24 protein-coding genes and 1 pseudogene are annotated in these 25,023 nt (G+C 74.2%); 14 read left to right on the forward strand and 11 right to left on the reverse strand.

Going from position 1 to position 25,023, the window contains the following annotated elements:
- Window positions 1-124 precede the first annotated feature (124 nt).
- The 5 genes from AB0N04_RS33775 (at window position 125) to AB0N04_RS33795 (ending at window position 6,181) form a co-directional block, all read left to right on the forward strand.
- Complete coding sequence (locus tag AB0N04_RS33775; protein ID WP_360220498.1) at window positions 125-1,036, forward strand: serine protease; 912 nt, start codon at window positions 125-127, stop codon at window positions 1,034-1,036.
- 180 nt (window positions 1,037-1,216) lie between these two features.
- Window positions 1,217-2,701 (forward strand): S28 family serine protease, encoded by a 1,485-nt coding sequence (locus tag AB0N04_RS33780; protein ID WP_360220501.1) that lies wholly within the window; start codon window positions 1,217-1,219, stop codon window positions 2,699-2,701.
- Window positions 2,702-2,917: 216 nt separating this feature from the next.
- Window positions 2,918-3,688 carry a TetR/AcrR family transcriptional regulator gene (locus AB0N04_RS33785; protein WP_360220504.1) on the forward strand — a complete coding sequence of 257 codons (771 nt, stop codon included), beginning with the start codon at window positions 2,918-2,920 and terminating at the stop codon, window positions 3,686-3,688.
- On the forward strand, window positions 3,672-5,306 hold the full coding sequence (locus tag AB0N04_RS33790; RefSeq protein WP_360220507.1) for an acyl-CoA dehydrogenase family protein: 1,635 nt from the start codon (window positions 3,672-3,674) through the stop codon (window positions 5,304-5,306). Before AB0N04_RS33785 ends, AB0N04_RS33790 begins: the two co-directional genes overlap by 17 nt.
- Window positions 5,303-6,181, forward strand: coding sequence for an amidohydrolase family protein (locus AB0N04_RS33795; RefSeq protein WP_360220510.1), 879 nt, complete (start codon window positions 5,303-5,305; stop codon window positions 6,179-6,181). The genes AB0N04_RS33790 and AB0N04_RS33795 overlap by 4 nt, the downstream gene beginning before the upstream one ends.
- Window positions 6,182-6,307: 126 nt before the next feature.
- Here AB0N04_RS33795 and AB0N04_RS33800 read toward each other — a convergent pair whose 3' ends face one another.
- Window positions 6,308-7,150 (reverse strand): inositol monophosphatase family protein, encoded by an 843-nt coding sequence (locus tag AB0N04_RS33800; RefSeq protein ID WP_363365638.1) that lies wholly within the window; start codon window positions 7,148-7,150, stop codon window positions 6,308-6,310.
- A 130-nt stretch (window positions 7,151-7,280) separates the two neighbouring features.
- Between AB0N04_RS33800 and AB0N04_RS33805 the strand changes: the two genes are divergently transcribed.
- Together AB0N04_RS33805 and AB0N04_RS33810 are read left to right on the forward strand one after the other, a co-directional pair.
- Window positions 7,281-8,342, forward strand: coding sequence for an Lrp/AsnC family transcriptional regulator (locus AB0N04_RS33805; protein ID WP_360220516.1), 1,062 nt, complete (start codon window positions 7,281-7,283; stop codon window positions 8,340-8,342).
- A gap of 224 nt (window positions 8,343-8,566) precedes the next feature.
- Entirely contained in the window at window positions 8,567-8,995 is a 429-nt protein-coding gene (locus AB0N04_RS33810) for a hypothetical protein (RefSeq protein WP_360220519.1), read from the forward strand.
- Between the two features lie 52 nt (window positions 8,996-9,047).
- Here the strand turns inward: AB0N04_RS33810 and AB0N04_RS33815 are convergent, their stop codons facing one another.
- From AB0N04_RS33815 to AB0N04_RS33825, 3 genes are all read right to left on the reverse strand, one after another.
- A complete protein-coding gene (locus AB0N04_RS33815; protein ID WP_360220522.1) occupies window positions 9,048-9,878 on the reverse strand; it encodes a helix-turn-helix domain-containing protein in 831 nt (276 codons plus the stop codon).
- Window positions 9,879-9,963: 85 nt separating this feature from the next.
- Window positions 9,964-10,446, reverse strand: a complete 483-nt coding sequence (locus AB0N04_RS33820; RefSeq protein WP_360220525.1) for a DUF2269 family protein — start codon at window positions 10,444-10,446, stop codon at window positions 9,964-9,966.
- 249 nt (window positions 10,447-10,695) lie between these two features.
- A complete protein-coding gene (locus tag AB0N04_RS33825; RefSeq protein WP_360220528.1) occupies window positions 10,696-11,403 on the reverse strand; it encodes a 4'-phosphopantetheinyl transferase superfamily protein in 708 nt (235 codons plus the stop codon).
- A 220-nt stretch (window positions 11,404-11,623) separates the two neighbouring features.
- Between AB0N04_RS33825 and AB0N04_RS33830 the strand changes: the two genes are divergently transcribed.
- A complete protein-coding gene (locus tag AB0N04_RS33830) occupies window positions 11,624-13,246 on the forward strand; it encodes a choice-of-anchor A family protein (RefSeq protein ID WP_360220531.1) in 1,623 nt (540 codons plus the stop codon).
- Window positions 13,247-13,464: 218 nt separating this feature from the next.
- Here AB0N04_RS33830 and AB0N04_RS33835 read toward each other — a convergent pair whose 3' ends face one another.
- The gene (locus AB0N04_RS33835; protein ID WP_360220534.1) at window positions 13,465-14,094 is read right to left on the reverse strand and encodes a TetR family transcriptional regulator; all 630 of its coding nucleotides are present in this window, start codon (window positions 14,092-14,094) and stop codon (window positions 13,465-13,467) included.
- Window positions 14,095-14,171: 77 nt separating this feature from the next.
- Between AB0N04_RS33835 and AB0N04_RS33840 the strand changes: the two genes are divergently transcribed.
- Entirely contained in the window at window positions 14,172-15,131 is a 960-nt protein-coding gene (locus tag AB0N04_RS33840) for a hypothetical protein (RefSeq protein ID WP_360220537.1), read from the forward strand.
- 105 nt (window positions 15,132-15,236) lie between these two features.
- On the opposite strand, the gene atpF is transcribed toward AB0N04_RS33840, so the two are convergent.
- The 5 genes and pseudogenes from atpF to AB0N04_RS33865 form a co-directional block, all read right to left on the reverse strand.
- Window positions 15,237-15,734, reverse strand: coding sequence for a F0F1 ATP synthase subunit B (gene atpF, locus AB0N04_RS33845; RefSeq protein WP_360220540.1), 498 nt, complete (start codon window positions 15,732-15,734; stop codon window positions 15,237-15,239).
- A gap of 87 nt (window positions 15,735-15,821) precedes the next feature.
- Window positions 15,822-16,312: pseudogene (locus AB0N04_RS33850) on the reverse strand (SDR family oxidoreductase).
- A complete protein-coding gene (locus AB0N04_RS33855; RefSeq protein WP_360220543.1) occupies window positions 16,309-16,944 on the reverse strand; it encodes a TetR family transcriptional regulator in 636 nt (211 codons plus the stop codon). The pseudogene AB0N04_RS33850 and the gene AB0N04_RS33855 overlap by 4 nt, the downstream one beginning before the upstream one ends.
- A 58-nt stretch (window positions 16,945-17,002) precedes the next feature.
- Window positions 17,003-18,235, reverse strand: coding sequence for a kynureninase (kynU, locus tag AB0N04_RS33860; protein ID WP_360220546.1), 1,233 nt, complete (start codon window positions 18,233-18,235; stop codon window positions 17,003-17,005).
- Window positions 18,236-18,243: 8 nt separating this feature from the next.
- On the reverse strand, window positions 18,244-18,990 hold the full coding sequence (locus AB0N04_RS33865; protein ID WP_360220549.1) for a tryptophan 2,3-dioxygenase family protein: 747 nt from the start codon (window positions 18,988-18,990) through the stop codon (window positions 18,244-18,246).
- A gap of 300 nt (window positions 18,991-19,290) precedes the next feature.
- Here AB0N04_RS33865 and AB0N04_RS33870 point away from each other — a divergent pair, with 300 nt between their 5' ends.
- Together AB0N04_RS33870 and AB0N04_RS33875 are read left to right on the forward strand one after the other, a co-directional pair.
- Window positions 19,291-19,725, forward strand: coding sequence for an Lrp/AsnC family transcriptional regulator (locus tag AB0N04_RS33870; protein ID WP_360220552.1), 435 nt, complete (start codon window positions 19,291-19,293; stop codon window positions 19,723-19,725).
- Window positions 19,726-19,777: 52 nt separating this feature from the next.
- Window positions 19,778-20,317 (forward strand): NAD(P)H-dependent oxidoreductase, encoded by a 540-nt coding sequence (locus tag AB0N04_RS33875; protein WP_360220555.1) that lies wholly within the window; start codon window positions 19,778-19,780, stop codon window positions 20,315-20,317.
- A gap of 50 nt (window positions 20,318-20,367) precedes the next feature.
- Here the strand turns inward: AB0N04_RS33875 and AB0N04_RS33880 are convergent, their stop codons facing one another.
- Window positions 20,368-21,000, reverse strand: coding sequence for a MarC family protein (locus tag AB0N04_RS33880; protein ID WP_360220558.1), 633 nt, complete (start codon window positions 20,998-21,000; stop codon window positions 20,368-20,370).
- A 327-nt stretch (window positions 21,001-21,327) separates the two neighbouring features.
- Here AB0N04_RS33880 and AB0N04_RS33885 point away from each other — a divergent pair, with 327 nt between their 5' ends.
- The 3 genes from AB0N04_RS33885 (at window position 21,328) to AB0N04_RS33895 (ending at window position 24,868) form a co-directional block, all read left to right on the forward strand.
- Entirely contained in the window at window positions 21,328-21,888 is a 561-nt protein-coding gene (locus tag AB0N04_RS33885) for a DoxX family protein (RefSeq protein WP_360220560.1), read from the forward strand.
- A gap of 176 nt (window positions 21,889-22,064) precedes the next feature.
- Window positions 22,065-22,745 carry a hypothetical protein gene (locus AB0N04_RS33890; RefSeq protein ID WP_360220563.1) on the forward strand — a complete coding sequence of 227 codons (681 nt, stop codon included), beginning with the start codon at window positions 22,065-22,067 and terminating at the stop codon, window positions 22,743-22,745.
- A gap of 305 nt (window positions 22,746-23,050) precedes the next feature.
- Complete coding sequence (locus AB0N04_RS33895) at window positions 23,051-24,868, forward strand: glycosyl hydrolase family 18 protein (RefSeq protein WP_360220566.1); 1,818 nt, start codon at window positions 23,051-23,053, stop codon at window positions 24,866-24,868.
- Window positions 24,869-25,023: the final 155 nt, after the last annotated feature.

Here is a 25,023-nt window from a genome sequence, read left to right on the forward strand (position 1 = left end):
CCTGGCGCGCTGAGGGCGGGAACTGGCCATTGCGGCCGGAGTGACCTCTTGGGGTGGTCTTGACTCTTGACAGTGAGTCATGTCCGCGACAGCTTTGGTGGACCCCCACACCGAGAGGTCTCTCATGAAGAAGCCGCTCATAGGCATGCTCGCCGCGCTCCTGGTCGCCGGGACGACCGCCCTCGCCGGAGCCCTCCCCGCCCAGGCCGCGACCCCGGAGGCCCCCGCCTCCGTCGCCGCCGACACCGCCGCCGCGTCCGGGGCGGACGCCGCCGCGGTGGACACCAAGGCCGCCCCCCTCGCCGCCGTGACCTTCGCCGGGACGGTGGCGCTCAGCAACTGCTCCGGCTCGCTGGTCCGGATGCCCGGCTCGGCCGCGAGTGACCCGGCCCTCGTCCTGTCCAACGGGCACTGCCTGGAGTCCGGGATGCCCGGCCCCGGCCAAGTGGTCCTCAACCAGTCCTCCAGCCGGACCTTCACCCTGCTCAGCTCCACCGGCGGCCGGCTCGCGACCCTGCGCGCGACCAAGGTGGTCTACGGGGCGATGACCGACACCGACGTGTCGATCTACCAGTTGAACACCAGCTACTCCTCGATCCAGTCCCGCTACGGGATCGCCCCGCTGACGATCTCGGCCGCCCACCCCACCCAGGGCGCCTCGATCAAGGTCGTCTCCGGGTACTGGAAGAAGATCTACTCCTGCTCGATCGACGGCTTCGCCTACCGGCTGCACGAGGCCGACTGGGTCTTCAAGGACTCGGTGCGCTACACCTCCGGGTGCAACGTGATCGGTGGTACCTCCGGCTCGCCGGTGGTCGACGCGAACACCGGCCAGGTGGTCGCCGTCAACAACACGATCAACGAGAGCGGCGAGTCCTGCACCCTGGACAACCCCTGCGAGGTCGACCAGAGCGGCCGGGTGACGGTGCACCAGGGCATCGGCTACGCCCAGGAGACCTACGGGATCCCCGCCTGCTTCGCCGCCGGCAACCGCTTCGACCTCACCCTGCCCGGCTGCACCCTGCCCCGCCCGTGACCGGTGGGCCGCCCGTCACGGGCCCGGGGTGACCCCACTGACCAGCATCCGTTCCCGATGGGCCACCCGCGATCGGCGGGTGGCCCATTCGGCCGTCTACCAGGCGGCCGTCGCACCACCCGCACCGCAGAGTTGTGCCGACAAGGCAGCAGTCATGTCCGTTGACCAGATGGAGAGTTGATGACCACCACAGTGCGAAGGCTGCTGGTTTCCGCCCTGCTGATACCGCTGCTCGCGTTCGGCGGCCTGTCCGCCCCGGCGATGGCCGCCGGTGCGCAGGGCGTCGGGGCGGCCGATGCCGCCGCCGGTCGGAGCCCCGCCGACGACCCGAACGCGGACATCAAGGACCGCCTCGCGGCGATCCCCGGGGTGACCGTCACCGAGGAGAAGCCCACCACCACCGGCCACCGGTACTTCCTGGCCACCTACACCCAGCCGATCGACCACGCGCGGCCCTGGCTGGGCACCTTCCAGCAGCGCTTCAGCCTGCTGCACCGCGGGTACGACCGCCCGACCGTCTTCTACACCAACGGCTACACGCTGGGCACCACGCCGTCCCGCACCGAGCCGGCGCGACTGGTGGACGGCAACCAGGTGTCGATCGAGTACCGCTTCTTCACGCCCTCGCGCCCCGAGCCGGCGGACTGGACCAAGGCCGGCATCCGCCAGCAGGCCGCCGACTCGCACCGGCTGGTGACCGCGCTCAAGCGGATCTACCAGCAGGAGTGGATCTCCACCGGCGCCAGCAAGGGCGGCATGTCCTCCACCTACTACCGCCGTTTCTACCCGGACGACATGGCGGGCACGGTCGCGTACGTGGCGCCGAACAACACCGACGTCAACGACTACGCCGCCTACACCCAGTTCTTCCGCACGGTCGGCACCGCGGAGTGCCGGGCGGCGCTGAACGCGGCGCAGCGGGAGCTGCTGGTGCGCCGCGACCGCCTGGAGGCGCGCTACGTGGCGGACAACAAGACCGCGGGCTCGACGTTCAACACCCTGGGCACGCCGGACCGGGCCTACGAGGCGGGTGTCCTCGACGTGGTCTGGGCGTTCTGGCAGTACAGCACCGAGGCGGACTGTGCGAAGGTCCCGGCCGCCGCGACCGCGACCGACGACGAGCTGTACGCCTGGTTCGACGCGCAGTCCGGCATCACCGGCAACAGCGACCAGTCGCTGGCGAAGTACACCGCCTACTACTACCAGGCCGCCACCGAGCTGGGTGCGCCGTTCTTCGACGTCTCGTACCTGAAGGACCAGCTGCACTACGACTACAAGGAGCTCTACTCGGCTCGCTCCTACGTGCCGAAGGAGATCCCGACCACCTTCAACCCGTACGCGATGCGTGACATCGACCGCTGGGTGAAGCGCGACGCCGAGCGGATCATGTTCGTCTACGGCGGCAACGACCCGTGGGGCGCCAAGCCGTTCAAGCTCGGCCGGGGCAGCGAGGACAGCTACGTCTACACCGTGCCGGGCGGCAACCACGGCTCCAACATCGGCAAGCTGCCGGCCGCGGAGTCGGCCGAGGCGACCGCCAAGGTGCTGGAGTGGGCCGGTCTGGCCGACCACGACTCGGCCCGCTCGCTCGCCAAGGCGCAGCAGATCCCGCCGTTCGGCCCGCTCGACGAGGAGGGCCAGAAGCTGGAGCGCCGCCCGCTGTAGTCGGGACCGCGCTACCAGGAGGCCACCCCCGCCGGGGTGGCCTCCGTGCGTTCCGGGGCTCCCCCGCGTCCCCAGGCCCGTGTGTTCCCGGGGCCCGTGCGTTCCGGAGCCTTTCCGCGTTCCGGGCCGGCCGCGCGCCCCGGGCCGGGCCCGAGGGCGTCGCGCGACGCCGTCCGCCCCCTTACCGAAGCAGTGAATCGGTGCTTCAATGCTTCCATGGCCTACCGACGCACGCCCGCCGTCCAAGCCCGGCTGGACGCCCAGCGTGAGACGGTGCTCCAGGCCGCCGTCCTGCTCCTCGCCGAGCGCGGGTACGGCGGTTGCACCATGGCCGCCGTGGCGGACCGCGCCGGGATCGCGACCGGGAGCCTCTACCAGCACTTCGCCAACAAGGCCGAGCTGTCGGTGGAGCTGTTCCGGCGGGTGGTGACCCGCGAGATGGACGCCGTCAACGCGGCCGTCGCCGCCCGGGAGACCCCGCAGGACCGGATCGCCGCCGTCGTCGAGACCTTCGCCTCCCGGGCGCTGCGCGCGCCCCGGTTGGCATACGCGCTGCTGGTCGAGCCGGCCGACGCGGTGGTCGACGGCGAGCGCCTGGTGTTCCGGCGGGCGTTCCGGGACGTGATCGCCACCGAGATCGCCACCGCCGTGGCCGACGGCGAACTCCCCGAACAGGACCCGGTGCTGACCGCGGCCGCCCTGGTCGGCGCGGTCGGCGAGGCGCTCGCCGGCCCGCTCTCGGCCGCACCCGGCCGGCGCGGCGCACCCGCCGGGCCCGCCACCGCCACCGCCACCGCCGCCCAGCCCGTACCCGCCACCGTCGCCGGAGCGCTCCCGGAGCCCGCACCTGCCCAGCCCGCACCCGCCACCGGCGCACCCACCGAGCCCGCACCCGCACCCGCACCCGGGGCCGCCGCCGTGGTGGTTCCCGCCCTGGTCTCCTTCACCCTGCGTGCCCTGGGAGGACGCGATGACAGCGACGCATGAGGTCACCAACCAGGTGCCCCTGCCGTACGGCCACGACACCGCCGCCGACCCGACCCTGCTCGCCGCGCTGCACCGGGCCGGCGCCGGCTGGGCCGAGCCCGAGCTGCGGGAGCTCGGCCGGCTGGCCGGCTCCGAGCAGGCGGCCGAGTGGGGTCGGCTGGCCAACGAGAACCCGCCGGTGCTGCGCACCCACGACCGCTTCGGCCACCGGGTCGACGAGGTCGAGTTCCACCCGGCCTGGCACGAGCTGATGCGCACCGCCGTCTCCCACGGCCTGCACGCGGCGCCCTGGCGGGACGACCGGCCCGGCGCGCACGCGGCCCGCGCCGCGAAGTTCCTCGTCTGGAGCCAGGTCGAGGCCGGCCACACCTGCCCGATCTCGATGACCTACGCCGCCGTCCCGGCGCTGCGCGCGAACCCCGCCCTGGCAGCCGAGTTGGAGCCGCTGCTGGCCGCGACCGAGTACGACTTCGGGCTGCGCGAGCCGCGCACCAAGCGCGGGCTGATCGCCGGCATGTCGATGACGGAGAAGCAGGGCGGCTCGGACGTCCGCACCAACACCACCACCGCGACCCCGCAGGCGGACGGCACCTACCGGCTGACCGGCCACAAGTGGTTCACCTCCGCGCCGATGTCCGACCTCTTCCTGACGCTCGCCCAGGCGCCCGGCGGCCTGAGCTGTTTCGTGCTGCCGCGGGTGCTGCCGGACGGGAGCCGCAACCGGCTCCAGCTGATGCGGCTCAAGGACAAGCTGGGCAACAAGTCCAACGCCTCGGCCGAGTTGGAGTACGACGGTGCCGTCGGCTGGCTGGTCGGCGAGGAGGGGCGCGGGGTGCCGACCATCATCGAGATGGTCAACATGACCCGCCTGGACTGCACCACCGGCGCCGCCGCCGGGATGCGGTACGGCGCCACCCGGGCCGTCCACCACGCCCTCCACCGGCGTGCGTTCGGCAAGGCCCTGGTGGACCAGCCGCTGATGCGCAACGTGCTCGCCGACCTGGTGGTGGAGTCCGAGGCGGCGACGGCCGTCGCGATGCGCCTCGCCGAGGCCACCGACCGGGCGCTGGCCGGGGACGGGACGGAGTCGCTGGTCCGGCGGCTGGGCCTGGCGGTGGCCAAGTACTGGGTCTGCAAGCGCGGTCCGGCGCACGCCGCCGAGGCGCTGGAGTGCCTGGGCGGCAACGGCTACGTCGAGGAGTCCGGGATGCCGCGGCTCTACCGGGAGGCGCCGCTGGTGTCGATCTGGGAGGGCTCCGGGAACGTGGCCGCCCTGGACGCGCTGCGCGCGATGGCCAGGCGCCCGGAGACCGTGGAGGCCTTCCTGGGCGAGCTCGACGCCGCGGCCGGGGCGGACCGCCGGCTGGACGCCGCCGTCGCCGACCTGCGCAAGCAGTTGTCGGACCCCGCCGACCTGGAGTTCCGGACCCGCAGGCTGGTCGAGTCGATGGCGCTGGCCCTGCAGGGCTCGCTGCTGGTGCGCCACGGCAGTGCGGCGGTGGCGGACGCGTTCTGCGCCAGTCGGCTCGGCGGTGACCACGGCGCAGCCTTCGGCACGCTGCCCTCCGGCGTCGACACCACCGCGATCATCGACCGGGCCCGCCCGGTGCCGGCGTGACCGGCACCGAGGCCGCGGACGTCCGGGCGTTCTGGCAGGCGCTGGGCCTGCCCGGGCTGATCGACGTGCACACCCACTTCATGCCGAAGAACGTCATGGACAAGGTGTGGGCGTACTTCGACGCCGCGGGCCCGCTCGTCGACCGCCCGTGGCCGATCACCTACCGGGTGGCCGAGTCCGAACGCGTCGACCGGCTGCGGGAGTTCGGCGTCCGCGCGTTCACGTCGATGCTCTACCCGCACAAGCCCGGCATGGCCGCCTGGCTGAACGCCTGGGCGGCGGACTTCGCCGCCCGCACCCCGGACTGTCTGCACACCGCGACCTTCTTCGCCGAGCCCGAGGCACCCGGCTACGTGGCGCGGGCGCTCGAGGACGGCGCCCGGGTGTTCAAGGCACACCTGCAGGTCGGCGGCTACGACCCGACGGACCGCCGGCTGGACGAGGTCTGGGGGATGCTCGCCGAGAGCGGGACGCCGGTGGTCTGCCACTGCGGATCCGGGCCGGTGGCCGGCAAGTTCACCGGCCCCGGTCCGATCGGGGAGGTGCTGGACCGGCATCCCGGACTGGTCCTGGTGGTCGCCCACCTCGGCATGTCCGAGTACCGCGACTTCCTCGACCTCGCCGAGCGGCACCCCTCCGTCCGGCTGGACACCACCATGGCGTTCACGGACTTCGTCGAGGCCGACGACCCGTTCCCGCGCACCGAACTGCCGCGCCTGCGGGCCCTCCGGGACCGCGTGCTGCTCGGCAGCGACTTCCCCAACATCCCGTACCGGTACGTCCACCAGCTGGAGGCGCTGGCCGGGTTGGGCCTGGGGGAGGAGTGGCTGCGGGCCGTCTGCCACGACAACGCCGCCGCGATCTTCGGCCTCTGACGCGCCGGCCGGCCGCCCTACCCCGGCCGGCCGCACGTCACCAGACCGCACGTCACCAGACGCGCGCCGCCCGGCCGTACGCCGAGCGACCCGCCCCTCGCCCCCGGCCGGCCGACCGACGCCGGCTCAACGCACCACCCGCAGCACCCCCAGCGCGTCCGCGTGCAGCCCGGGCGCGGCGGCGAGGAAGCTGTCGGACCCGGCCGTCCAGGCCGCCCCGGCGGCGTCCGTCACCGTCGCCCCGGCCTCGCTCGCGATCAGTGCTCCGGGCAGCAGGTTGCCGGCGTCCCGGCCGTACTCCCAGAACAGCGCCAGGTGTCCGGAGCCGACCTGCGCCACCTGCAGCGCGGTGGGGCCGAGGTTGCGCACGGCGGGCACCGCGCCGGCCATCGCGCACAGCGACTCGCCCGCCCGGCGCAGCGCCACCGGGTCGGCCGCGACGAACGGCGGCTGGCTGGTGCCGGCGACGGTGGCCGCGAGCTCGCGCGGCAGCGGCGCGATCGCCCGCCCGTCCAGCCGGGCCCCGCCGCCCAGCACCGCCTGGTACGTCCACCCGGCGCCGGGGCCGGTGCCCAGCTCCGGCGCGTGCACCACGGCGAGCACCGCCGCGCCGTCCCGGATCAGCGTCGCCGTGACGGCCCAGTGCGGCTGCCCCAGCAGGTACTGCACCGCGCCGTCCGTCGCGTCGCAGAGCCACCACTCGCCCTCGGCGGGCATCGAGCCGTCCAGTTCCTCCGGCACCCACCCGGCGCGGGGGTGCAGTGCGCTCAGCCGCTCGCGGAGCTCGGCGGCGGCCGGGCCGTCGATCTCGGCGAACCGGGCGCCCGCCTCCTCCCCGGTCGCCGCCGGGGTCGGCGCGGCGGGCCGACGGGCCGCCAGCCCCGCACCGACCAGGCGCACGGCCGTCGTCACCTGCTCCGCCAGCGCCCACAGCTCGGCCGGTACGGTCTCCGCCGACACGGTCCCCATCGCCGCAGCCTCCATCGTCGTCGTCCCTTCCGCCCGGGGGCCGGTCGCTCCGGCCTCCCGGGACAAGGAGTACCGTCATGGCGCTGGAACAGGACGCTCGAACGGCCCCGGATGACGGAGATCGGACACCATGGACCTTTCCGCCGCTGATCCGGACACCGTGCTGGACCAGCTGGACCGCCGTCTGGTCTGCGCCCTGCAGGTCGACGGACGGGCCGAGCCCGGCCGCATCGCCGAGGTGCTCGGCGTCTCCGCCCGGACGGTCACCCGCCGACTGGGCCGGCTGCGGCAGACCGGGGTGCTGCGGGTGGTCCGGCTGCCCGACGTCGAGGACGCCGCGGTGGGCGCGCTGCTGCTGCGGGTCCGGGTGCTGAGCGGGGCGGTGGACGCGGTCGCCCGGGCGCTGGCCGACCGGCCCGACGTGCCCTTCGTCGACGTGATGCTCGGCGGCCAGGAGGTCGGCGCCGTCATGCTGACCGACGCCGGGGCCCGCGACCGCCTGCTGTACGGGCAGTTGCCCGCGACCAGCGCGGTCGTCGAGACCACCACGCACGCCGTGCTGCACGCCTTCGCGGACGCCGGGCAGTGGCGGGCCGGCCAGCTGACGGAGGCGGAGGTCGCCGCGCTCGCCCGGCCGGTCGTGCCGCGTCCCGCGGTGCCGCCGCCGACGGACGAGCTCGACCGTGCGCTGCTGGCCCGGCTGGGCGAGGACGCCCGGCAGTCGCACGCGGCGCTGGCCGGAGCGGTCGGCGCCGCGGAGTCGACCGTCCGCCGCCGGCTGGGCAGGCTCGACGAGCTGGGGCTGCTGCGCACCCACGCCACCGTCGACCCGAGGCTGCTCGGGATGGCCGTGGACGCCAACCTCTGGCTGGACGTCCCGCCGGGTCGGCTCGCGGAGGTCGGCACCGCGCTCGCCGGTCATCCGCAGGTGCACGGGGTGTTCGCCACCAGTGGTCCGGCCAACCTGCTGGCCACCCTGTTCTGCGCGGACCACGGCGGCCTCTACCGGTTCCTCACCGAGACCCTGGGCCCGCTCGGGGTGGCCCGGGCCGAGACCACGATCACCGCCCGGGCGGTGAAACGGGCGGGTGTCGTGCTCCGCCGCCCCGGGGCCGATCCGCGGCCCGGCGTACGCACCGAGCCACGTTCCGGCGCACGCCCCGACCGACACCCCGACCGACACGCCGGCTGACGCCCCGACCGACACCCCGACCGACACGCCGGCTGACGCCCCGGCCCCGACCCGACCCAGCCCCGACCCGACCTGACCCCGACCCGGGCCGTGACCCGGCGGGTACCGATCATGACCTGGCGGGTAATCGACGCCCCGCGGGTCGCCGGGCAGGCTGGAGGCGTCCGGTCGGCGCACGGCCACCGGCAACCAGGACCCGAACCCCCTCAGGAGGCTGATCCGCCGTGTCCGCCCACACCCTGACGCCGCCCACGCGCCCCGCCGACTCCGTCCTCTCGCTGCGGACCGTGCGCGGGGTGCTCGCCCTGGACGCACTGGTCACCGGCGGCAACGGCCTGGCCTACCTGATCCTCGCCGGTCCGGTCGGCGAGCTGCTCGGCGTCGGTCGGTCCACCCTGGTCGAGCTCGGGGCCTTCCTCACCGTGTACGCGGTGGCGGTCGGCGCCCTGGCCGCCCGCAGGCGCCCGCCGCGGGCGGCCGTGTGGACGGTGACCGGCCTCAACGCGGTGTGGGTGGTGCTCAGTCTGGTCGCGCCGGAGGCCTGGTTGGAGCCGACCACCGCCGGGTCCGTCTGGATCGCCGCGCAGGCCGCGGTGGTGGCCCTGTTCGTGGCCCTGCAGTCCACCGCCCTGCGCCGCGCCGACCGCACCTGAGGTCCGGACCCCGTACGGACGCCCCTCCGTCCGCCCGCCTGACCGCCCGCTCCTACCGCTCCGGCCCCACGGCGGACTGCAGGAACCGGACCGTCTCCGCGTCCGCCGGGAGGAAGGTCTCCATGGCCAGCTCGGAGACGGTCACGTCCAGCGGGGTGTTGAAGGTCGCGATGGTGGACAGGAAGGACAGCACCCGCCCCTGGTGCGCGATCCGCAGCGGCAGCGCGAACGGGAACGCCTCGGTGGTGTCCTCCTCCGCCGTGCCCGCGCCGGACGCCGGCTCGGGGTACCCGGAGACCTCCTCGTAGAGCCGGCGCAGCGGCTCGGAGCGGACCAGGTCGATCTGGTGCTCCATCCGCTCCAGCAGGTGCCGACGCCACTGGCGGAAGTTGACGATGCGCGGCGCCACGCCCTCGGGGTGCAGGGTGATCCGCATCGCGTTGGGCGGGTCCTGCAGCAGGTGCGGGGCGACGCCGTCGAGGAGCAGGCCGAGCGCGCGGTTGGCGGCCAGCACCCGGAAGGTGCCGTCGACGACCAGGGCGGGGTAGGGGTCGTGCGCGGCGAGCAGGCGCTCCAGGCCGCCCCGCAGCGCCGCCATCGAGGGGTCGTCCAGCGGCGTCTCGGGGTAGAGGGGGGCGTAGCCGGCGGCGAGCAGCAGCGTGTTGCGTGCGCGGACGGGGACGTCCAGGTGCTCGGCCAGCCGCAGCACCATCTCCTGGCTGGGCCGGGAGCGGCCGTTCTCGACGAAGCTGATGTGCCGGGCCGAGGAGTCGGCCAGCAGGGCCAGTTGCAGTTGGCTGAGCTGCCGTCTCTCCCGCCAGCCGCGCAGCAGTGCGCCGACGCCCGTCCCCACCCCGGTCCCCATGCCCGCCATGATCGTCATGGTCGACGACGGTACTGGACCGGGCCGGTCGGGCGGGAGAGGGCCGGGTGCCCGCTCGGGGAGGTCCGGACGCGGTCGGGGAGGTTCAGACGCCGGTGCTGGACCCGGGGCGGATCACCATCATCACCACGACCACGGCCCACAGCAGGTTGAACACCCCGGCCGTCATCGGCAGCAGTCGCAGGCCGCCGACGGCCTTGGCGTGCCGCTCGTCCGAGTCGTCGAGGCCGAGCGCGTCCACCGCGGCCTGCTGTCCGGGCAGCACGAAGAGCAGCAGCGAGAGCGCGGCGATCGCGGTGAGCACCATCGAGACGATCAGCCAGGACTGCCCGAGCACGTCCATCACCTGGGCCAGTCCGATCCCCAGCACGGGCACCGCGATCCCCAGCAGGGCGTAGACCTGGGTGATCCGGTGCAGGATGCGCAGCACGCCGGCGTCCGAGGCCTGGTCCGGTCCGCCGGCCAGCGCGGCCCTGGCCCGCCGCGGGAACATGCTGACGGCCACCGCGACCGGGCCTATGAACAGGACCGACGCGAGGACGTGCAGGCTCAGCAGGAACTTGGCCATGGCGGGGACACCCTTAATCCGGCGGTGGGCAGCTGGTGGGGCGGGCGCCCGGTGGACACCGGTGGACAACCGCCCGCGACCAGGCACGCTAACACCGCTTACGCACCGGGCCGCCGCGCGGGTCGTCGCCGCCGGGCCCGTCCGCCGGGCCCGTCCGGCGGGCCCGGACGCGCGCCGTCCGCCTACTCGGCCCGCCCGCCCAGCCGTCCGCCGGCTCGGCCCGCCAGACCGCTCGGTCGTCCCGCCCGCTCAGCCCGCGGTCGTCAGCTCCACGACCTCCGGTGCGGCGGTGCTGACGGCTGCGACGGCGGCGTCGTGCTCCCGGTCGGTCCAGTCGAGCAGGTGCAGGTCCTGGTGCCGGCTGCGGAGCGGGGGGCCGGGCGGGACGTCCAGGGGGAGGGCGGAGAGGTCGACGCCGGCCAGGGTGTCCAGGGTGGCCCGGCCGATCTTGATCAGTGACTCCTTGCGGACCCACTGGCGCAGGAAGGCCCGGTCCGGCTCCGGTGCCGCCTCGACCCGGGCCAGTTCGGCCGGGGTGAGGACCCGGCGGGCGACGGCGCGCAGCGATCCGCTGCGCCCGGCCAGTTCGACGTCGACGCCGACCGGGTGGCGGCCGGCCCCGGCCGCGACCACGCCGCGGGTGTGGGAGAGGCTCACGTGCACGTCGGGGTGGTCCGGCAGGAAGGGCTTGCCGTGGTCGGCCAGGCCGCAGTCCGGGCACTGCTGGGCGAGCGTGACGGCGGCCACCGGGACGTCGAGGAGCCGGGCGGCGCAGAGCCGGACGAGCAGGTGCCCGGCGGTGAAGTCGATCCGCCCGGACTCGTGCCGGAAGCGGGCGGCGCGCTCGCGCTCGACGGGGGTCAGCAGGTGCTCACCCGCCTCGGGGTGGCGCAGCACGGCGTCGGCGGACGCGACGGCGACGAGCGGTGCGCTGTGGTCCTTGGCCTCGGTGGTCATGCCCCCAACCTAACGGCCCCGGCCGGAGTCCCGGGGCCGGGGCCGTCCTGGCGGAGCTGCTCCGCCGTTCGGCTGATCGTCGGATCGCATCCGAGGGTCTCCAGGGTGTCATTCGTCCCGTTTCGGGTTGGATGTCCCGGATTTGTGGGATTGGCAGCACATCACACGGAACGTGGCAGGTCATCCACCTGCCCTTTTCTATGCGCGGAGGAATGTGTCGATGGCTCAGGGCACCGGTACGCCGGATCACAGAACGACCGCCGCCAGGGGCGTGTCCACCACCGGTCGGCGCCGGGCGGCGCGGGTCGCCGTGGCCACCGCCGTCGCCGCGCTGCCGCTGGCCGCCGTGCTGACGGTCGGTTCGGCCGCGCCGCTGGCGCCGCCGCTCGGCGCCTGCACGGGGCCGGACTGCCCGGCCACCTGGCCGCCGCCGAACAACGGCGACTTCACCGGCCGGGACGCCACCATCAACGTCTTCGCCGGCGGCGACTACACCGTGACCGGCCGCGCGGCCGAGGCCGAGGGCAAGATCGTCGCGCTGGGGAACCTCACCGTCGACAAGAGCCAGGGCGGCGGCGCCTACAACATGGGCGTCGTCGGCGTCGGTTCGCGCATCGCACCGCCCAACGGCAGCGACTTCGTGACCGCCGGCGGCAACGTCGACGTCAAGACCGGCAACCGGATCCTGATCGGCGGCAGCGACTCCAAGGGCCAGGCCTTCGGCAACCTGCGCCACGCCGGGACGGTCACCGGCACGGTCAACATCGACCCCACCGGCCGGTCGATCGCGGACGCGGACGCCGCCGCGCCGTACCGGTCGGTGCTGACCCGGATCGAGGACGTCTCCGCCTGCGTGGGCCGGGCCGCCGCGACCGGGACGGTCGCCGTCACCAACAGCGAGGCGACCTTCACCGGTGACGGCACCAGCATGAAGCAGGTCTTCAACGTCACCCGGAACCTCGCCTCGTCGTCCGGCGGGCAGATCGGCCTGGTCTTCCGCGGCATCCCGGACGGCGCCACCGTCGTGGTCAACATGCTCGGCGACAGCCCGGTCATCAACACCTACACGGGCACCGGCCTGGCGGGGGACCAGACCACCGAGCTGCGGCCCAGGCTGATGTACAACTTCCCGACCGCGACCGACGCCCGGATCCTCGGCGGCGCCCAGTTCCAGGGGTCCGTCATGGCCGGCAACCCGGCCGGCACCACGACCATCGGCCAGGCCGGCACGAACGGCCGGGTCTACCTGGCGGGCAACCTGATCCACACCGGCACGGGCGGCTACGAGATCCACAGCTACCCGTTCGACGGGGACCTGCCGGACTGCCGGGTGACCCCGAGTCCGACACCGACCTCCTCGTCGCCCTCGCCCTCGCCGTCCCCGTCCCCTTCACCGACCCCGACCTCGCCGACCCCCACCTCGCCGACCCCCACCTCGCCGACCCCCACCTCGCCGACCCCCACCTCGCCGACCCCCACCTCGCCGACCCCCACCTCGCCGAAGCCGACGTCTCCCACGCCCACCTCGCCGCGGCCCACCTCCCCGAGGCCGACCTGGCCGTCGCCGACCTGGACGCCCACGTCCCCGACCGCGACCCCGACCTCCCCGTCCCCGACCGCGAGCAGCACCTCGCCCTCGGCGAGCTGGTCCAGTTCCGGCCCCGCGCCGACCAGCCACCACCCGTCCGGTCACCCGGGCAGCCACCACCCGGGTGGCGGCGGTGAGCTGCCCTCGACCGGTGCGGGCAACGCGCCGGTGGTCTTCGGGCTGGCCGGTGTCGGCCTGCTCGGTCTGGGCGGTCTCGCCGTCCTCGCCGCCCGCCGCCGCGGCCGGCACAGCTGAACGACCCCCACAGGGCGGGTGCGTGCGTGACGTCTGAGCGCACCCGGAACCCGAGGTGACGGCACAGGCCGCCCGGTCCGCATCCGATCGGGCGGCCTGTGCCGTGCCGTGCCGTGCCGTCCCTGTGCCCGGCCGGACGCGCGGCCGGGGCCGGACACGCGGCCGCCCCCGGGTCCGGTCGCGGTCCCGGGGGAGAGGGCGCACGGGACGGGCGGCGGTCAGTGCCGCCGCGGGTAGTCGGCGAGCCCGGCGGCCAGCAGGCCGAAGGCCCGTTCCACCGCCTCCCGGGCGCGGGTGCGCACCGCCTCGACCGGTTCCCCGGCCACCACCGCCCGGCGGATCTCTCCGAGCACCGCGCCGTGGGCCCCGGCGACGGCGCCGGCCACGATCCGGGGGAGCGGGTCGGCCGGGGCGGCGGCCGACTCCTCGGCCAGCACCTCGGCCAGCGCGGCCTCGGAGCGCTCGCCGAGTTCCAGCAGCCGGGCGCGCAGGGCCGGGCTGTCCGCGACGATCCGCCAGAAGGCGGTCATGCCGGGGTCCAGTCCGACCGTCGGTTCGCCGGCCTCGACCGCGGCCAGCAGGTCGGCCCGGACGGCGTCGACCGCGGAGCTGCCCGGAGGCCGCCGCCGGACCACTCCGGCCAGGTGGGCGACCACCTCGTCCTGCCGGTCGAAGAAGAGGTCCTCCTTGGTCGGGAAGTAGTTGAACACGGTGTTGGGGGAGACCCCGGCCGCCCGGGCCACCTCGACCACCGTGACCCGGTCGAACCCGTGCTCGGCGAACAGGACCATGGCGGTGTCCGACAGGAGCTCCCGGGTCTGCTGCTTCTTGAGTTCGCGAAGTCCCATGGGCGGCATCCTACGGGCAAATCATGGTGTCACAGTAAATTTGCAGTGACACCAAAAATATCGGGTACGGTGACGGCATGACCTTCACCTTCGGCATCTATCCCGGCGGCCTGCTCGGCGACGAAACCTCGGTGATCGAGCCCGTCCGCCCCGACGACCCCGCCCTGATCGCCGCCGCCCTGCGCGAACTCCAGGGCGACGCGCCCGAATTCCTCGTCCGCGCCTACCGCTCGTACCCCACCGGGGAGCACACCCCGGAGCGGCCCGAGCAGTACGCCGGGCAGGGTCGGCGGCTCGACCTGGTCCTCCAGTACCGCGAGCGCAGCGGGGAGTCGGCGGGCTGGCTGGACTTCGTCCGGCACACCGTCCGGACCGACGGCGGGCGGATCGCCCTGCTGCAGATCTGCGAGGAGCCCAACGCCGACCTGCCCGTCCTGGACGGCAGCGTCCCGGGCGTGCGCCGGGCGCTGGTGGAGGGGGTGGTCGCCGCCAAGGAGGAGGCGCTGGCACACGGGTACGACCTGGCGGTCGGCTTCAACGCGGTGCCGGTCTTCGACCCGGCCGACACCTTCTGGCCGGAGCTCGGCAGCCTCGCCGACGAGCGCTTCCACCGCGCGCTGGACTACGTCGGCCTGGACTTCTTCCCGGACGTCTTCCGTCCGCTGCCGCCGGACCGGCTCGCCGACGGGGTGCGGGCCGTGCTCGCGGGCTTCCGGCGGGACACCGCCCGGGCCGGCATCGCGGCCTCGGTGCCGATGCGGATCTGCGAGCACGGCTGGCCCACCGGCCCGGGGCGCGACGAGGCGCGGCAGGCCGAGGTGGTCGAGGAGGTGGTCCGCACGGTGGCCGGCCTCGCCGCCGAACTCGCCGTCAGCGGTTACGCGTTCTTCGGCCTGCGGGACGCCGACAGTGCCGGCGCGGGGCTGTTCCACCACTTCGGGCTGCTGCGCGACGACTACTCCCGCAAGCCGGCCTTCGACGTCTACCGCCGGCTCGTGGCGGAGCTGACGGTGGCTCCCGCCGCCTCGAAGGCCTGAATCGCCGACGGGCCGGCGCCCGGCGTGGCGGGACGACGGGCCCGCGGCCGGCCGGGCTCAGCACGGGCAGGGCTCGGATCGGGCCCGGCGCGGAGCCGCCCCGGCTCAGAGCGAGCCGAAGAAGCGGTCCACCGTGCGGCGGTCGGCGGCGACGCCGTGCACCGGTTGGCCGACCACCCGGCCGGCCAGCGCGACCGCGAGGTCGCCCACGTCCCTGCGCAGCCGGTTCGTCACCTCGGTCTGGTCGGCGGCGATCCGCGCGTGCGCGGCGGTGACCAGCCGGCTGCGTTCCCGGGTCGCCTCCTCGCGGGCCGCGGTGACGGCGGCCGCACCCCGTTCGGCGTACTCCTGGCGTATCCGCGCCGCCCGGAGCCGGGCCCGGGCCAGCTCGTGCCGGCCGGCGTCGCGGGCGGCCTCGGCCTCGGCCCGGACGGCCTCCGCCCGCAGGGTGCGGCCCTCGATGGCCTCCCAGCGTTCCGCCATGATCCGTTCGATGCGGGGGAACAGGCCGTGGCCGAGGATCCACAGGACCAGGAAGAACAGGGCCAGCCCGAGGGCCAGCATGAAAGGTTCGGGCTTGAGCGGTCCGAGTTCGAAGTTCACGCAAACCTCCCTTGGTGCTGACGGACGGTCAACCGGGAGGCTTCCCAAGGATGATGGGCGTCGAACTTTACCTGGACATGACGTGTGTCACTGTCCCATGACGTACCGGACGGTCGGGCCGGTGGTCCAGCCGCCGTCCACCGCGAGCTCGGCGCCGGTGACGTAGGAGGCGTCGTCGGAGAGCAGGTAGACCACGGCGGTGGCGATCTCGGGCGCCTCGCCGACCCGGGCCATCGGGGTGTTGGGGTAGTTGCGACGACCCTGCGGAAGTGCTCGACGCTCTCCTCCGCCAGCAGGGAGCCGGTGGAGATCCCGGCGTTGTTGACCAGGCCGTGCACGGCGCCGAACTCCGTCACCGCGTGGTCCACCACGCACTGCCAGTCCTCCTCCGAGGTCACGTCGTGCCGGACGAACCGCGCCCGCTCGCCGAGTTCGGCGGCGACGGCCCCGCCGTCCTCGGCCAGGACGTCGGTGATCACCACGTTGCCGCCGGCCGCGACCGCGAGCCGGGCGGCCTCGGCGCCCAGGCCGCGGGCGCCCCCGGTGATGATGACGGTCCTGCCGGTCAGGTCGTTCACGTCGTGCTCCTCCGGGGGGTGGGGGCGGAGAGCATGGCGACGGACACCGTCACCAGGTCGGCGAGGAAGGTCTCCTCGTCGGTCAGGGGGGTGGCCCCGGCGGCGTACTGCCGCGCCCGGTCGGCCAGCGCCGCGCCGACCAGCGTCAGCGTCAGGTCGATCCGCTCCAGCCGGACGGGTTCCGGCAGGGTGCGGACCCGCTCCTCCACCAGTCCGATCAGCCGCCAGTAGCCGCCGCCGGCGAGGGTGGGGTGCGGGGTCCGGGTGCGGACCCCGCTGCTGCGGCTGACCTGGGCGGAGATCCGCAGGCAGTGCCGGCCCCGTTCGGTGCGCAGTTCGGTGGCCTCGGCCGCGACGAGGGCGCCGAGCAGTCCGGTCAGGTCCGCGTCCGCGAGTGCGGGCAGGCGCGGCGCGAGGGCCTGCTCGGCGCGTTCCTGGCGGCCGGCCATGATCGCGTCGAGCAGGCCCTCGCGGGAGCCGAAGTGGTACTGCACGGCGGACGGGTTGCTCTGCCCCGCCAGCCGGGTGATGTCCCTGGTCAGTGCGGCTTCCACGCCGCGGGTGGCGAAGAGTTCCTCCGCCGCCCGCAGCAGCCTCTCGCGGGTCTCGTGGCCCGCCGACGTCCTTGCCATGCCCGCAACTTTAATGCTGGGCATTATTAACGGCAAGGAACGCCCTCCGCCCCCGGGCTCAGGTCACCTCGCCCCGGCGGGAGAACCGCTCCGCCCGCCACTCGCCGCTCTCCAGCACCTCGGCCAGCTGCCGGGCCGCGTCCCAGACGTCGGTGTACGAGAGGTAGAGCGGGGTGAAGCCGAAGCGCATCAGGTCCGGCGCGCGGAAGTCGCCGATCACGCCGCGCTCGATCAGCGCCTGCACCACCGGGTAGCCGTCGGCGTGCCGCAGCGCCACCTGGCTGCCCCGGCGGGCGTGCTCGCGCGGGGTGGCCACCTCGACCCCGTCCAGGCCCTCGACCAGACCGATGAACAGGTCGGTCAGCGCCAGGCTCTTGGTCCGCACGGCGGCGAGGTCGGCCCGCTCCCAGACGTCCAGGCTGGCCTCCAGGGCGGCCTGGCCGAGCAGCGAGGGCGAGCTGGTGAGGAACCGGCCGATGCCCGGCTTCGCCTCGTACCCGGGCTCGAAGGCGAACGGGCGGGCGTGGCCGAACCAGCCGCTCAGCGGCTGCAGCGGACCGGCCGCCAGGTGCCGCTCGGCGACGTAGAGGAAGGCCGGCGAGCCCGGGCCGCCGTTCAGGTACTTGTAGGTGCAGCCGACCGCGAAGTCCGCCCCGGCGGCGCCGAGTTCGACCGGCACCGCGCCGACCGAGTGGCAGACGTCCCAGATCATCAGCGCGCCCGCGGCCTGCACCCGGGCGGTGATCCCGGGCAGGTCCAGCAGCTCGCCGGTGCGGTAGTCCACGTGGGAGAGCACCACCGCGGCGACGTCGCCGTCCAGGTGCCGGTCCAGCTCCTCCGGCCTGATCAGCACGCTGCGCGCGCCCTCGACCAGCCCGGTGACGCCCTCGGCGATGTACAGGTCGGTCGGGAAGGCCTCGCCGTCGCCCAGCACCGTGCCCCGCCCGGGGCGCAGCCGCAGCGCGGCCGACAGCACCTTGAAGAGGTTGACCGAGGTGGTGTCGCAGACGACCACCTCCTGTGGCGCGGCCCCGACCAGCGGCGCGATCCGGCGCCCGAGCCGGTACGGCTGCTCGAACCAGCCGGCGTCGTTCCAGCTGCGGATCAGCTCCCGGCCCCACTCCTCCTCGACCACCTGGCGCACCCGCTCCGGGGTCCGCACCGGCAGCGCGCCGAGCGAGTTCCCGTCCAGGTAGACGACGCCGTCCGGCAGGGCGAACTCCTTGCGGAACGCCGCCAGCGGGTCGACGCCGTCCAGCGCCGCGCACTCCTCGCGAGTGATCATGCCCATCCCCTCGTTCACAGCTCGTCCCGGATCGTCCACAGCTCCGGGAACACGTCCTGTTCGGCCGACTTGCGCAGCCAGGTCAGCCCGCTCGAGCCGCCCGAGCCGGGCTTGCCGCCCATCGTCCGCTTCACCGCGGACAGGTGGCGCTGGCGCCAGCGGGTGACCCGCTCGGCGACGTCCAGCAGCGCCTCGCCGAGCGGCTGCAGGGCCGCGTGCTCCGGGTCGGTGTAGACCAGGCGCCAGGCCGCCGCGACCTCCTCGGAGGGGCGGTAGCGCTGCGCGGAGGGCTCCGCGCGCAGCGGCAGCCCCCGGCGGGCCAGCAGGGCCAGCGCGTCGTCGTACAGGCTGGGCGCGCGCAGCGCCTCGTCCAGTTCGGCCCGGGTCTGCGGCATCCCGTCGTACATCGACAGCAGTGCGGGGTTCTTGTTGCCGAGCAGGAACTCCAGGTGCAGGAAGGCCGAGGACTGGAAGCCGGAGGCCTCGCCGAACGCCGGGCGGAAGGCGTTGAACTCCTGCGGGGTCATGGTGGCCAGCAGGTCCCAGGACTCCACCAGCACGTTCTGCGCGTGGGTGCCGCGCCGCAGGGCGGCCAGTGCGGCGGGCAGGTCGTCCTCGCGCAGCGCCTGCTGGGCGAGCGTCCACTCGTGCCGCACCAGGTCGAACAGCAGCTCCATCACCTGGGTGGTGACGATGAACGACAGCTCGGCCGGTATCTTGCTCTGCGGCTGCTGCAGGCTGTGCAGCTCCTCCAGGCGCACGTACCGGGAGTACGGTGTGCCGCGACCCGGTTCCCCACGCCGACCGAACGACAGGTTGGGTGTCTCCACCGTGTCGTGCCCCATCCCGATTCCTCCTGATCCACCCGGGCGCGTCGCCCGGACCGGCGACCAGGCGGACGGCCTGGTTCCGCCGGGGAGGCCATTGTGCGGCGGTGCCACCCCCGGCTTGAATGGTCGACGGACACCGCAACCGGTCTCGCGGCTGTCGTTTGCGAGGCGTTCGGCGGATTCGCTTTACGATCGCAAAACCACTCGTTTTCAGTCACTCAGGGAGCCGCCGTGGACGCCGTGGACCGCCGCCTGCTGGCCGAGCTGCAGACCGACGCCCGGCTCTCCTACAACGAACTCTCGCGCCGGGTGAGCCTGTCCGCACCCGCGGTGGCCGAACGGGTCCGCCGGCTGGAGGCGGACGGGGTGATCACCGGCTACCACGCCCACGTGGACCTCACCCGGGCCGGCCTGCCGATCACCGCGCTGGTCCAGATCCAGTGCTACGGCCCGCGCTGCGTGCTGCGCGACCCGCAGGTGGCCGCCTGGCCGGAGGTGCTCCAGCTCCACCGGGTCACCGGCGGGGCCTGCTGCGCCCTGCTGGTCGCGGTGCCCACGATGGCCGAATTCGAGGCCCTCTGCGACCGGCTCGGCGGCTACGGCCAGCCGTCCAGCTCGATGATCCTCTCCAGCCCGGTGCCCTGGCGCCCGGTGGTCGCGCCGTAGGGCGTCCCGTCCGGCGGCCCGGGGCCGGGCGGGGCGCGGTAGGTTCCTCGGCATGTCGAACGAGCGTCACGTCCTGCTGCTGTCCGGGAGCCTGCGCGCCGGTTCCACCAACGAGACGGTGCTGCGCACCGCCGCCGCCGTGGCGGCCGCCACGGCGGGCGTGCGGGCCACGTACTTCGAAGGGCTGGCCGCGCTGCCGCACTTCAACCCCGACCACGACACCGACCCGCTGCCCGGGCCGGTGGCCGACCTGCGCGCGGCCGTCGCGGCCGCCGACGCGCTGCTGATCTGCACCCCCGAGTACGCCGGCACGCTGCCCGGCTCCTTCAAGAACCTGCTGGACTGGACGGTCGGCGGCACGGAGATCTCGGACAAGCCCTCGGCCTGGATCAACGCGGCCGGCCCGGGCCGCGGCGGCGGCGCCGAGGCGACCCTGCGCACCGTCCTCGGCTACACCGGCGCGGCGGTCGTGGACGGGGCCTGCGCCAGGATCCCGCTGGACCGCCAGGCCGTCGGCCCGGACGGACTGGTCGCCGACCCGCTGGTGCGCGAGCGGATCGGCGAGGTGCTGGCCAGGCTGACCGCGGGCTGACGACGGGCCGGGTGGCGGGCCGACGACGGGCCGAGGGCGGGCGGCCGGGCTCAGTGCGCCTCGGGCAGGTGCACGCCGAGCCCGGACAGCCCGTTCAGGAACAGCTCCACGCCGACCGCCGCCAGCAGCAGCCCGAGCAGCCGGGAGAGCACCTCCAGCGAGGTGCGGTGGGTGCGCCGCATCAGCGGTGCGAGCAGGGCCACGCAGACGTAGTTGATCACCACGACCGCGACGTAGGCCCCGGCGACGGTGGCCTTCCAGCCCCAGTCGTCCTTGGCGAGCGAGGCGACCAGGACGGCGGTGACCGCGAGCGGGCTGGCGATGTACGGCAGCAGCAGTTCGCGGATGCCGTCCACCAGCGGGTTCCGCAGGTGCTCGGCGTCCTCGTCGTCGGCGCCGAGGTGGAGGCCGAAGACCAGCGCGACCGCGTAGATGAAGAAGATCGTCCCGCCCGCGAGCTGCAGCGACTGGTCGCTGATGTGGAACAGCGTGCTGACCTCGTCCGCGGTGAAGCCGAGCACCAGGCCGATCAGCGCCGAGATGACCGTGCTCCACGCCGCCAGCCGCCGCAGCTCCCGGGTGCTCCGGGTGGTGGCCAGCCGGGCGAAGGCCAGCAGGACCTTCGGCGGGCCGACCACGGCGAAGAAGGCGATGAAGGCGCTGCTCAGGTTGAAGACGAACATGCGCCAAGCATGACCGCGCCGGTCGGCGCGGCAGCTCCGCCACGCCCCGCGGCCGGGCGCGGCGTGGTGCGGGCCGCTCCTGACGCGGATCGGGCGGCCGCGGACCGGGCGGCCGGGGGGCGGACGGTGTGGCCCGGACGGGCGCGGTCGGGAACGGCGCGCGGAGGGCCGACGAGGGCGTGATCCGGCCGGTCCGCGGTTCATTCCGCGAACCGGCCGGATTCCCCCGGATGGCGGTCCCGGCTCGAACGGGTGCGCGCTCTCGGTTGCTATGGAGGCAGGCTGCGCCAACGGGCGGGCGGCCCCGCGCGGAAACGAGGATCCGAGATGTGTCTGAACCGTAGGGACCTGGGCCTGCTGGCCCTGCGCGGTGCGGTCGGCGGGGTGCTGATCGCGCACGGTACCCAGAAGCTGTTCGGCTGGTTCGGCGGTGGCGGCCTGGAGGGCACCACTGCGGCGATGGAGCACATGGGGTTCCATCCGGCCCGGCAGAGCGCGATCGCGGCGGGCGTCGGCGAGGCCGGCGGCGGCGCCCTGCTGGTGGCCGGACTCGCCACCCCGGCGGCCGGGGCGGTGGTGGCCGGGACGATGGCGGGCGCGGTGGCCGTGCACGCGCCGGCCGGCTTCTTCGTGACCTCCGGCGGCTACGAGTACCCGGCCTTCCTGGGCGCGACCGGGCTGGCGCTCGGCCTGGCGGGCCCGGGGCGGTACTCGCTGGACCACCTGAGCGGCCACGCCTTCGACCGGCCGTGGGTGGGCCTGCTGGCCTTCGTGGCGAGCGCCGCCGGGGCCTACGGCGTGGTGGCCCGGCGCCGGCACGTGGTGCGGCTGCGCGAGGAGCGCGCCGCGGTGGAGGCGGACGAGCAGGAGGGCTCGGGCCTGTCCTGACAGCGGCCCGGCGGCGGTGCCTCCCGGTGGGGCGGTGCCTCGCGGCGGCGGTGCCGGTGCCTCCCGGCGGCGTCACCCGGAGGCACCAGCCCTGCTGGCGGGCCCCGTCCGGCGCTCCGAGGGTGGGCGCAGAGGTGTGCCGGGCAGCCCGGCGCCGGGCAGAATCGAGGAACCGCATGAACCGCCAGCCGCTCACCCGGGGCCCGTCCGGGCCGCGCACCGGCACGCAGCACAGGGTCACCGCACAGCGCCCGGACGCGCGCGCCGGCGGGCGGCCGCCGCACCGCCGGCAGCGGGCCGCGGCCGGGGTGCTGGCCGCCGTCGCGGCCGGCGCACTGGTGCTGGCCGGGTGCTCCTCCGGCAGCAGCCCGAGCAGCGTGGCCTCCTCGGCGGTCTCCGCGGTGGAGAAGGGCGCCTCGGCCGCGGCCTCCGCGGCCTCGGCGCTGGGCTCGGCGGCCGGCGGCGCCGGGTCGGCGCTCGCCTCGGCGGAGGCGCGGGTCTCCTCGGCGCTCGCCTCGGCCGGGTCGCAGGCCTCCTCGGCGGTGGCCTCGGCCTCCTCGGCGATCGCCGGGATCAAGGGCGGGCTGGACGCCAAGGGCGACGTGACGGTCGACGGGGTGACGAGCGTGTCGGGCGGCAAGGCGCAGGCGGCGCTGACCGTCACCAACCACGGGCAGCAGTCGTACCGGTACCTGATCCAGGTGAACTTCACCGACGACTCGGGCCAGGTGCAGGACGCGACCGTGGTGACGGTCCAGGACGTGGCGGCCGGTCAGACCGCCCAGGCCGTCGCCTCCAGCAACCGGGACCTGTCCGGGACGGTGAAGGCCGTGGTGGCCAACGCGGTGCGGTACTGACCCGCAGGTCGGCGGGGGTGGCCGGGGGCGACCGAACCTTAAGCGCGGCTCAAGCCCCAACATCACCCCTTGACGGGGGAGTTGGTCTAGTCCATTTTTAATGCCCAGGTGCAGGGAGCCCCTGAACCGGCGTCACCGGCCTCGTGCCGGGGGCGCCGGTTCGGCACATCCCGGTGTCCGTCAGGCCTGATCCCGCTGATCCCGCTCGATCCCCACCCCTGATCTGTCATGTCCCGGTCGTCCGGCCCCACCCCGGACGCTGCCCACCGGGCGACGGAACCCCCACAACCAGGAGTCACGCACCCATGCTGCGTTCACGCATTGAAAGGGCCGGGGCCCCGGCTCCGGAGGGCGGCCGTCGGCGCCGCCCGAAGAGCCTGGCCGCCATCGCGGCCGGCACCGCCGCCTCCGTGCTGCTCGGCGCGGGCCTCGCGCTGACCGGCGGCGGCGCGGCCAACGCCGCGACCACCAACAGCACCGGCGCGCCCGCCACCAGTGGCGGCATCAAGGTCGCCTACTTCGACCAGTGGTCGATCTACGCGAACGCGTACTACCCCAAGACCATCCAGGACACCGGCGTCGCCGGGAAGCTGGACTACATGATCTACTCGTTCGCCAACATCCACCCGACCGACCTCGGCTGTTTCGAGGCGACCAAGGCGGCGAGCACCGACGACAACAACCCCAACGCGGGTGACGGCGCCGGCGACGCGTTCGCCGACTACCAGAAGAGCTTCGGCCCGGACATCGCGGTCGACGGCGTCGGTGACGTCTGGGGCCAGCCGATCGCGGGCAACTTCAACCAGCTGAAGAAGCTGAAGGCGAAGAACCCCAACCTCAAGGTCCTGATCTCGCTGGGTGGTTGGACCTACTCCAAGTACTTCTCGGCGGCCGCCGCCACCGACGCCTCGCGCAAGCACCTGGTGTCCTCCTGCATCGACATGTTCATCAAGGGCAACCTCCCCTCGGACGCCGGCTACGGCGGCCCGGGCTCGGCGGCCGGCCTCTTCGACGGCGTCGACATCGACTGGGAGTACCCGGGCGGCGGCGGCCACACCGGCAACATCTCCAGCCCGGCCGACAAGCAGAACTTCACCCTGCTGCTTCAGGAGTTCCGCAACCAGCTGGACGCCCAGGGCAAGGCCAACAACAAGACCTACGCCCTGTCCGCCGCGGTCGGCGCCGGCCAGGACAAGATCATGAACGTCGAGACCGACAAGGTCGGCCAGTACCTCACCTTCCTCGACGTCATGACCTACGACATGCACGGCGGCTGGGACGCCCAGGGCCCGACGAACCACCAGGCCCCGCTCTACTCCGGCCCGAACGACCCGATGACCCCGGCCAAGCCGGGCCACGGCAAGTACTCGATCGACAACGCCATCAAGGCCTGGACGGCCGGCGACGCGGACTACGGCATCCCCGGCGGCTTCCCCGCCAAGAAGATCAACATGGGTGTCCCGTTCTACTACCGCGGCTGGACCGGCGTCGCCAACAACGGCAAGAACGGCCTCTTCCAGCCCGCCGCCAACCCGGCGGCCGGTGCGGCGATGTCCGGCAACGTCCCCGGCATCCAGATGTACAAGGAGCTCGGCGGCTTCGTCGACAACCCGTCCAAGACCTTCTGGGACGACGACGCGAAGGCCACCTACTTCTACGACGGCACCACGTTCTGGAGCGGTGAGGACGCCCGCTCGATCCAGGCCAAGGCCGACTACGCGCACTGCAACGGCCTCGGCGGCTCCTTCGCCTTCTCGCTGTACGACCTGGGCACCAAGACCGCGCTGTTCGACAAGATGGTCGACGCCACCAACGGCTCCGCCGCGTCCTGCCCGGCCGCGCCGAGCCCGACGCCGACCCCGACCGGCACGGCCACCCCGACCCCCACGGGCACGCCGACCAGCACCCCCACGTCGACCCCGACCGGCACTCCGACCAGCACCCCGACCTCGCCGGCCGGCTGCCCGGCCGCCCCGAGCTGGGACGCCGGCACCACCTACGCGGCCGGCGGCACCAAGGTCTCCTGGAAGGGTCACTACTACACCAACAAGTGGTGGACCAAGGGCGACGACCCGAGCCTGAGCGGCCAGTGGGGCGTCTGGACCGACAACGGTCCCTGCTGACCGACGCACCACGCGCCGGGGGCCCGACGGACCCCGACGGCACCTGAACGCGAGGAGTCCGGCCCGCCGGGGCCGACGGCACGGTCATGAACCGTCACTCGGGCCAGTGCCTGGACGCCGACAAGGGCGCCTCGATCTGGGTCTGCTGGGCCGGC

Source organism: Kitasatospora sp. NPDC051702 (assembly GCF_040681575.1).
Lineage (GTDB): Bacteria > Actinomycetota > Actinomycetes > Streptomycetales > Streptomycetaceae > Kitasatospora.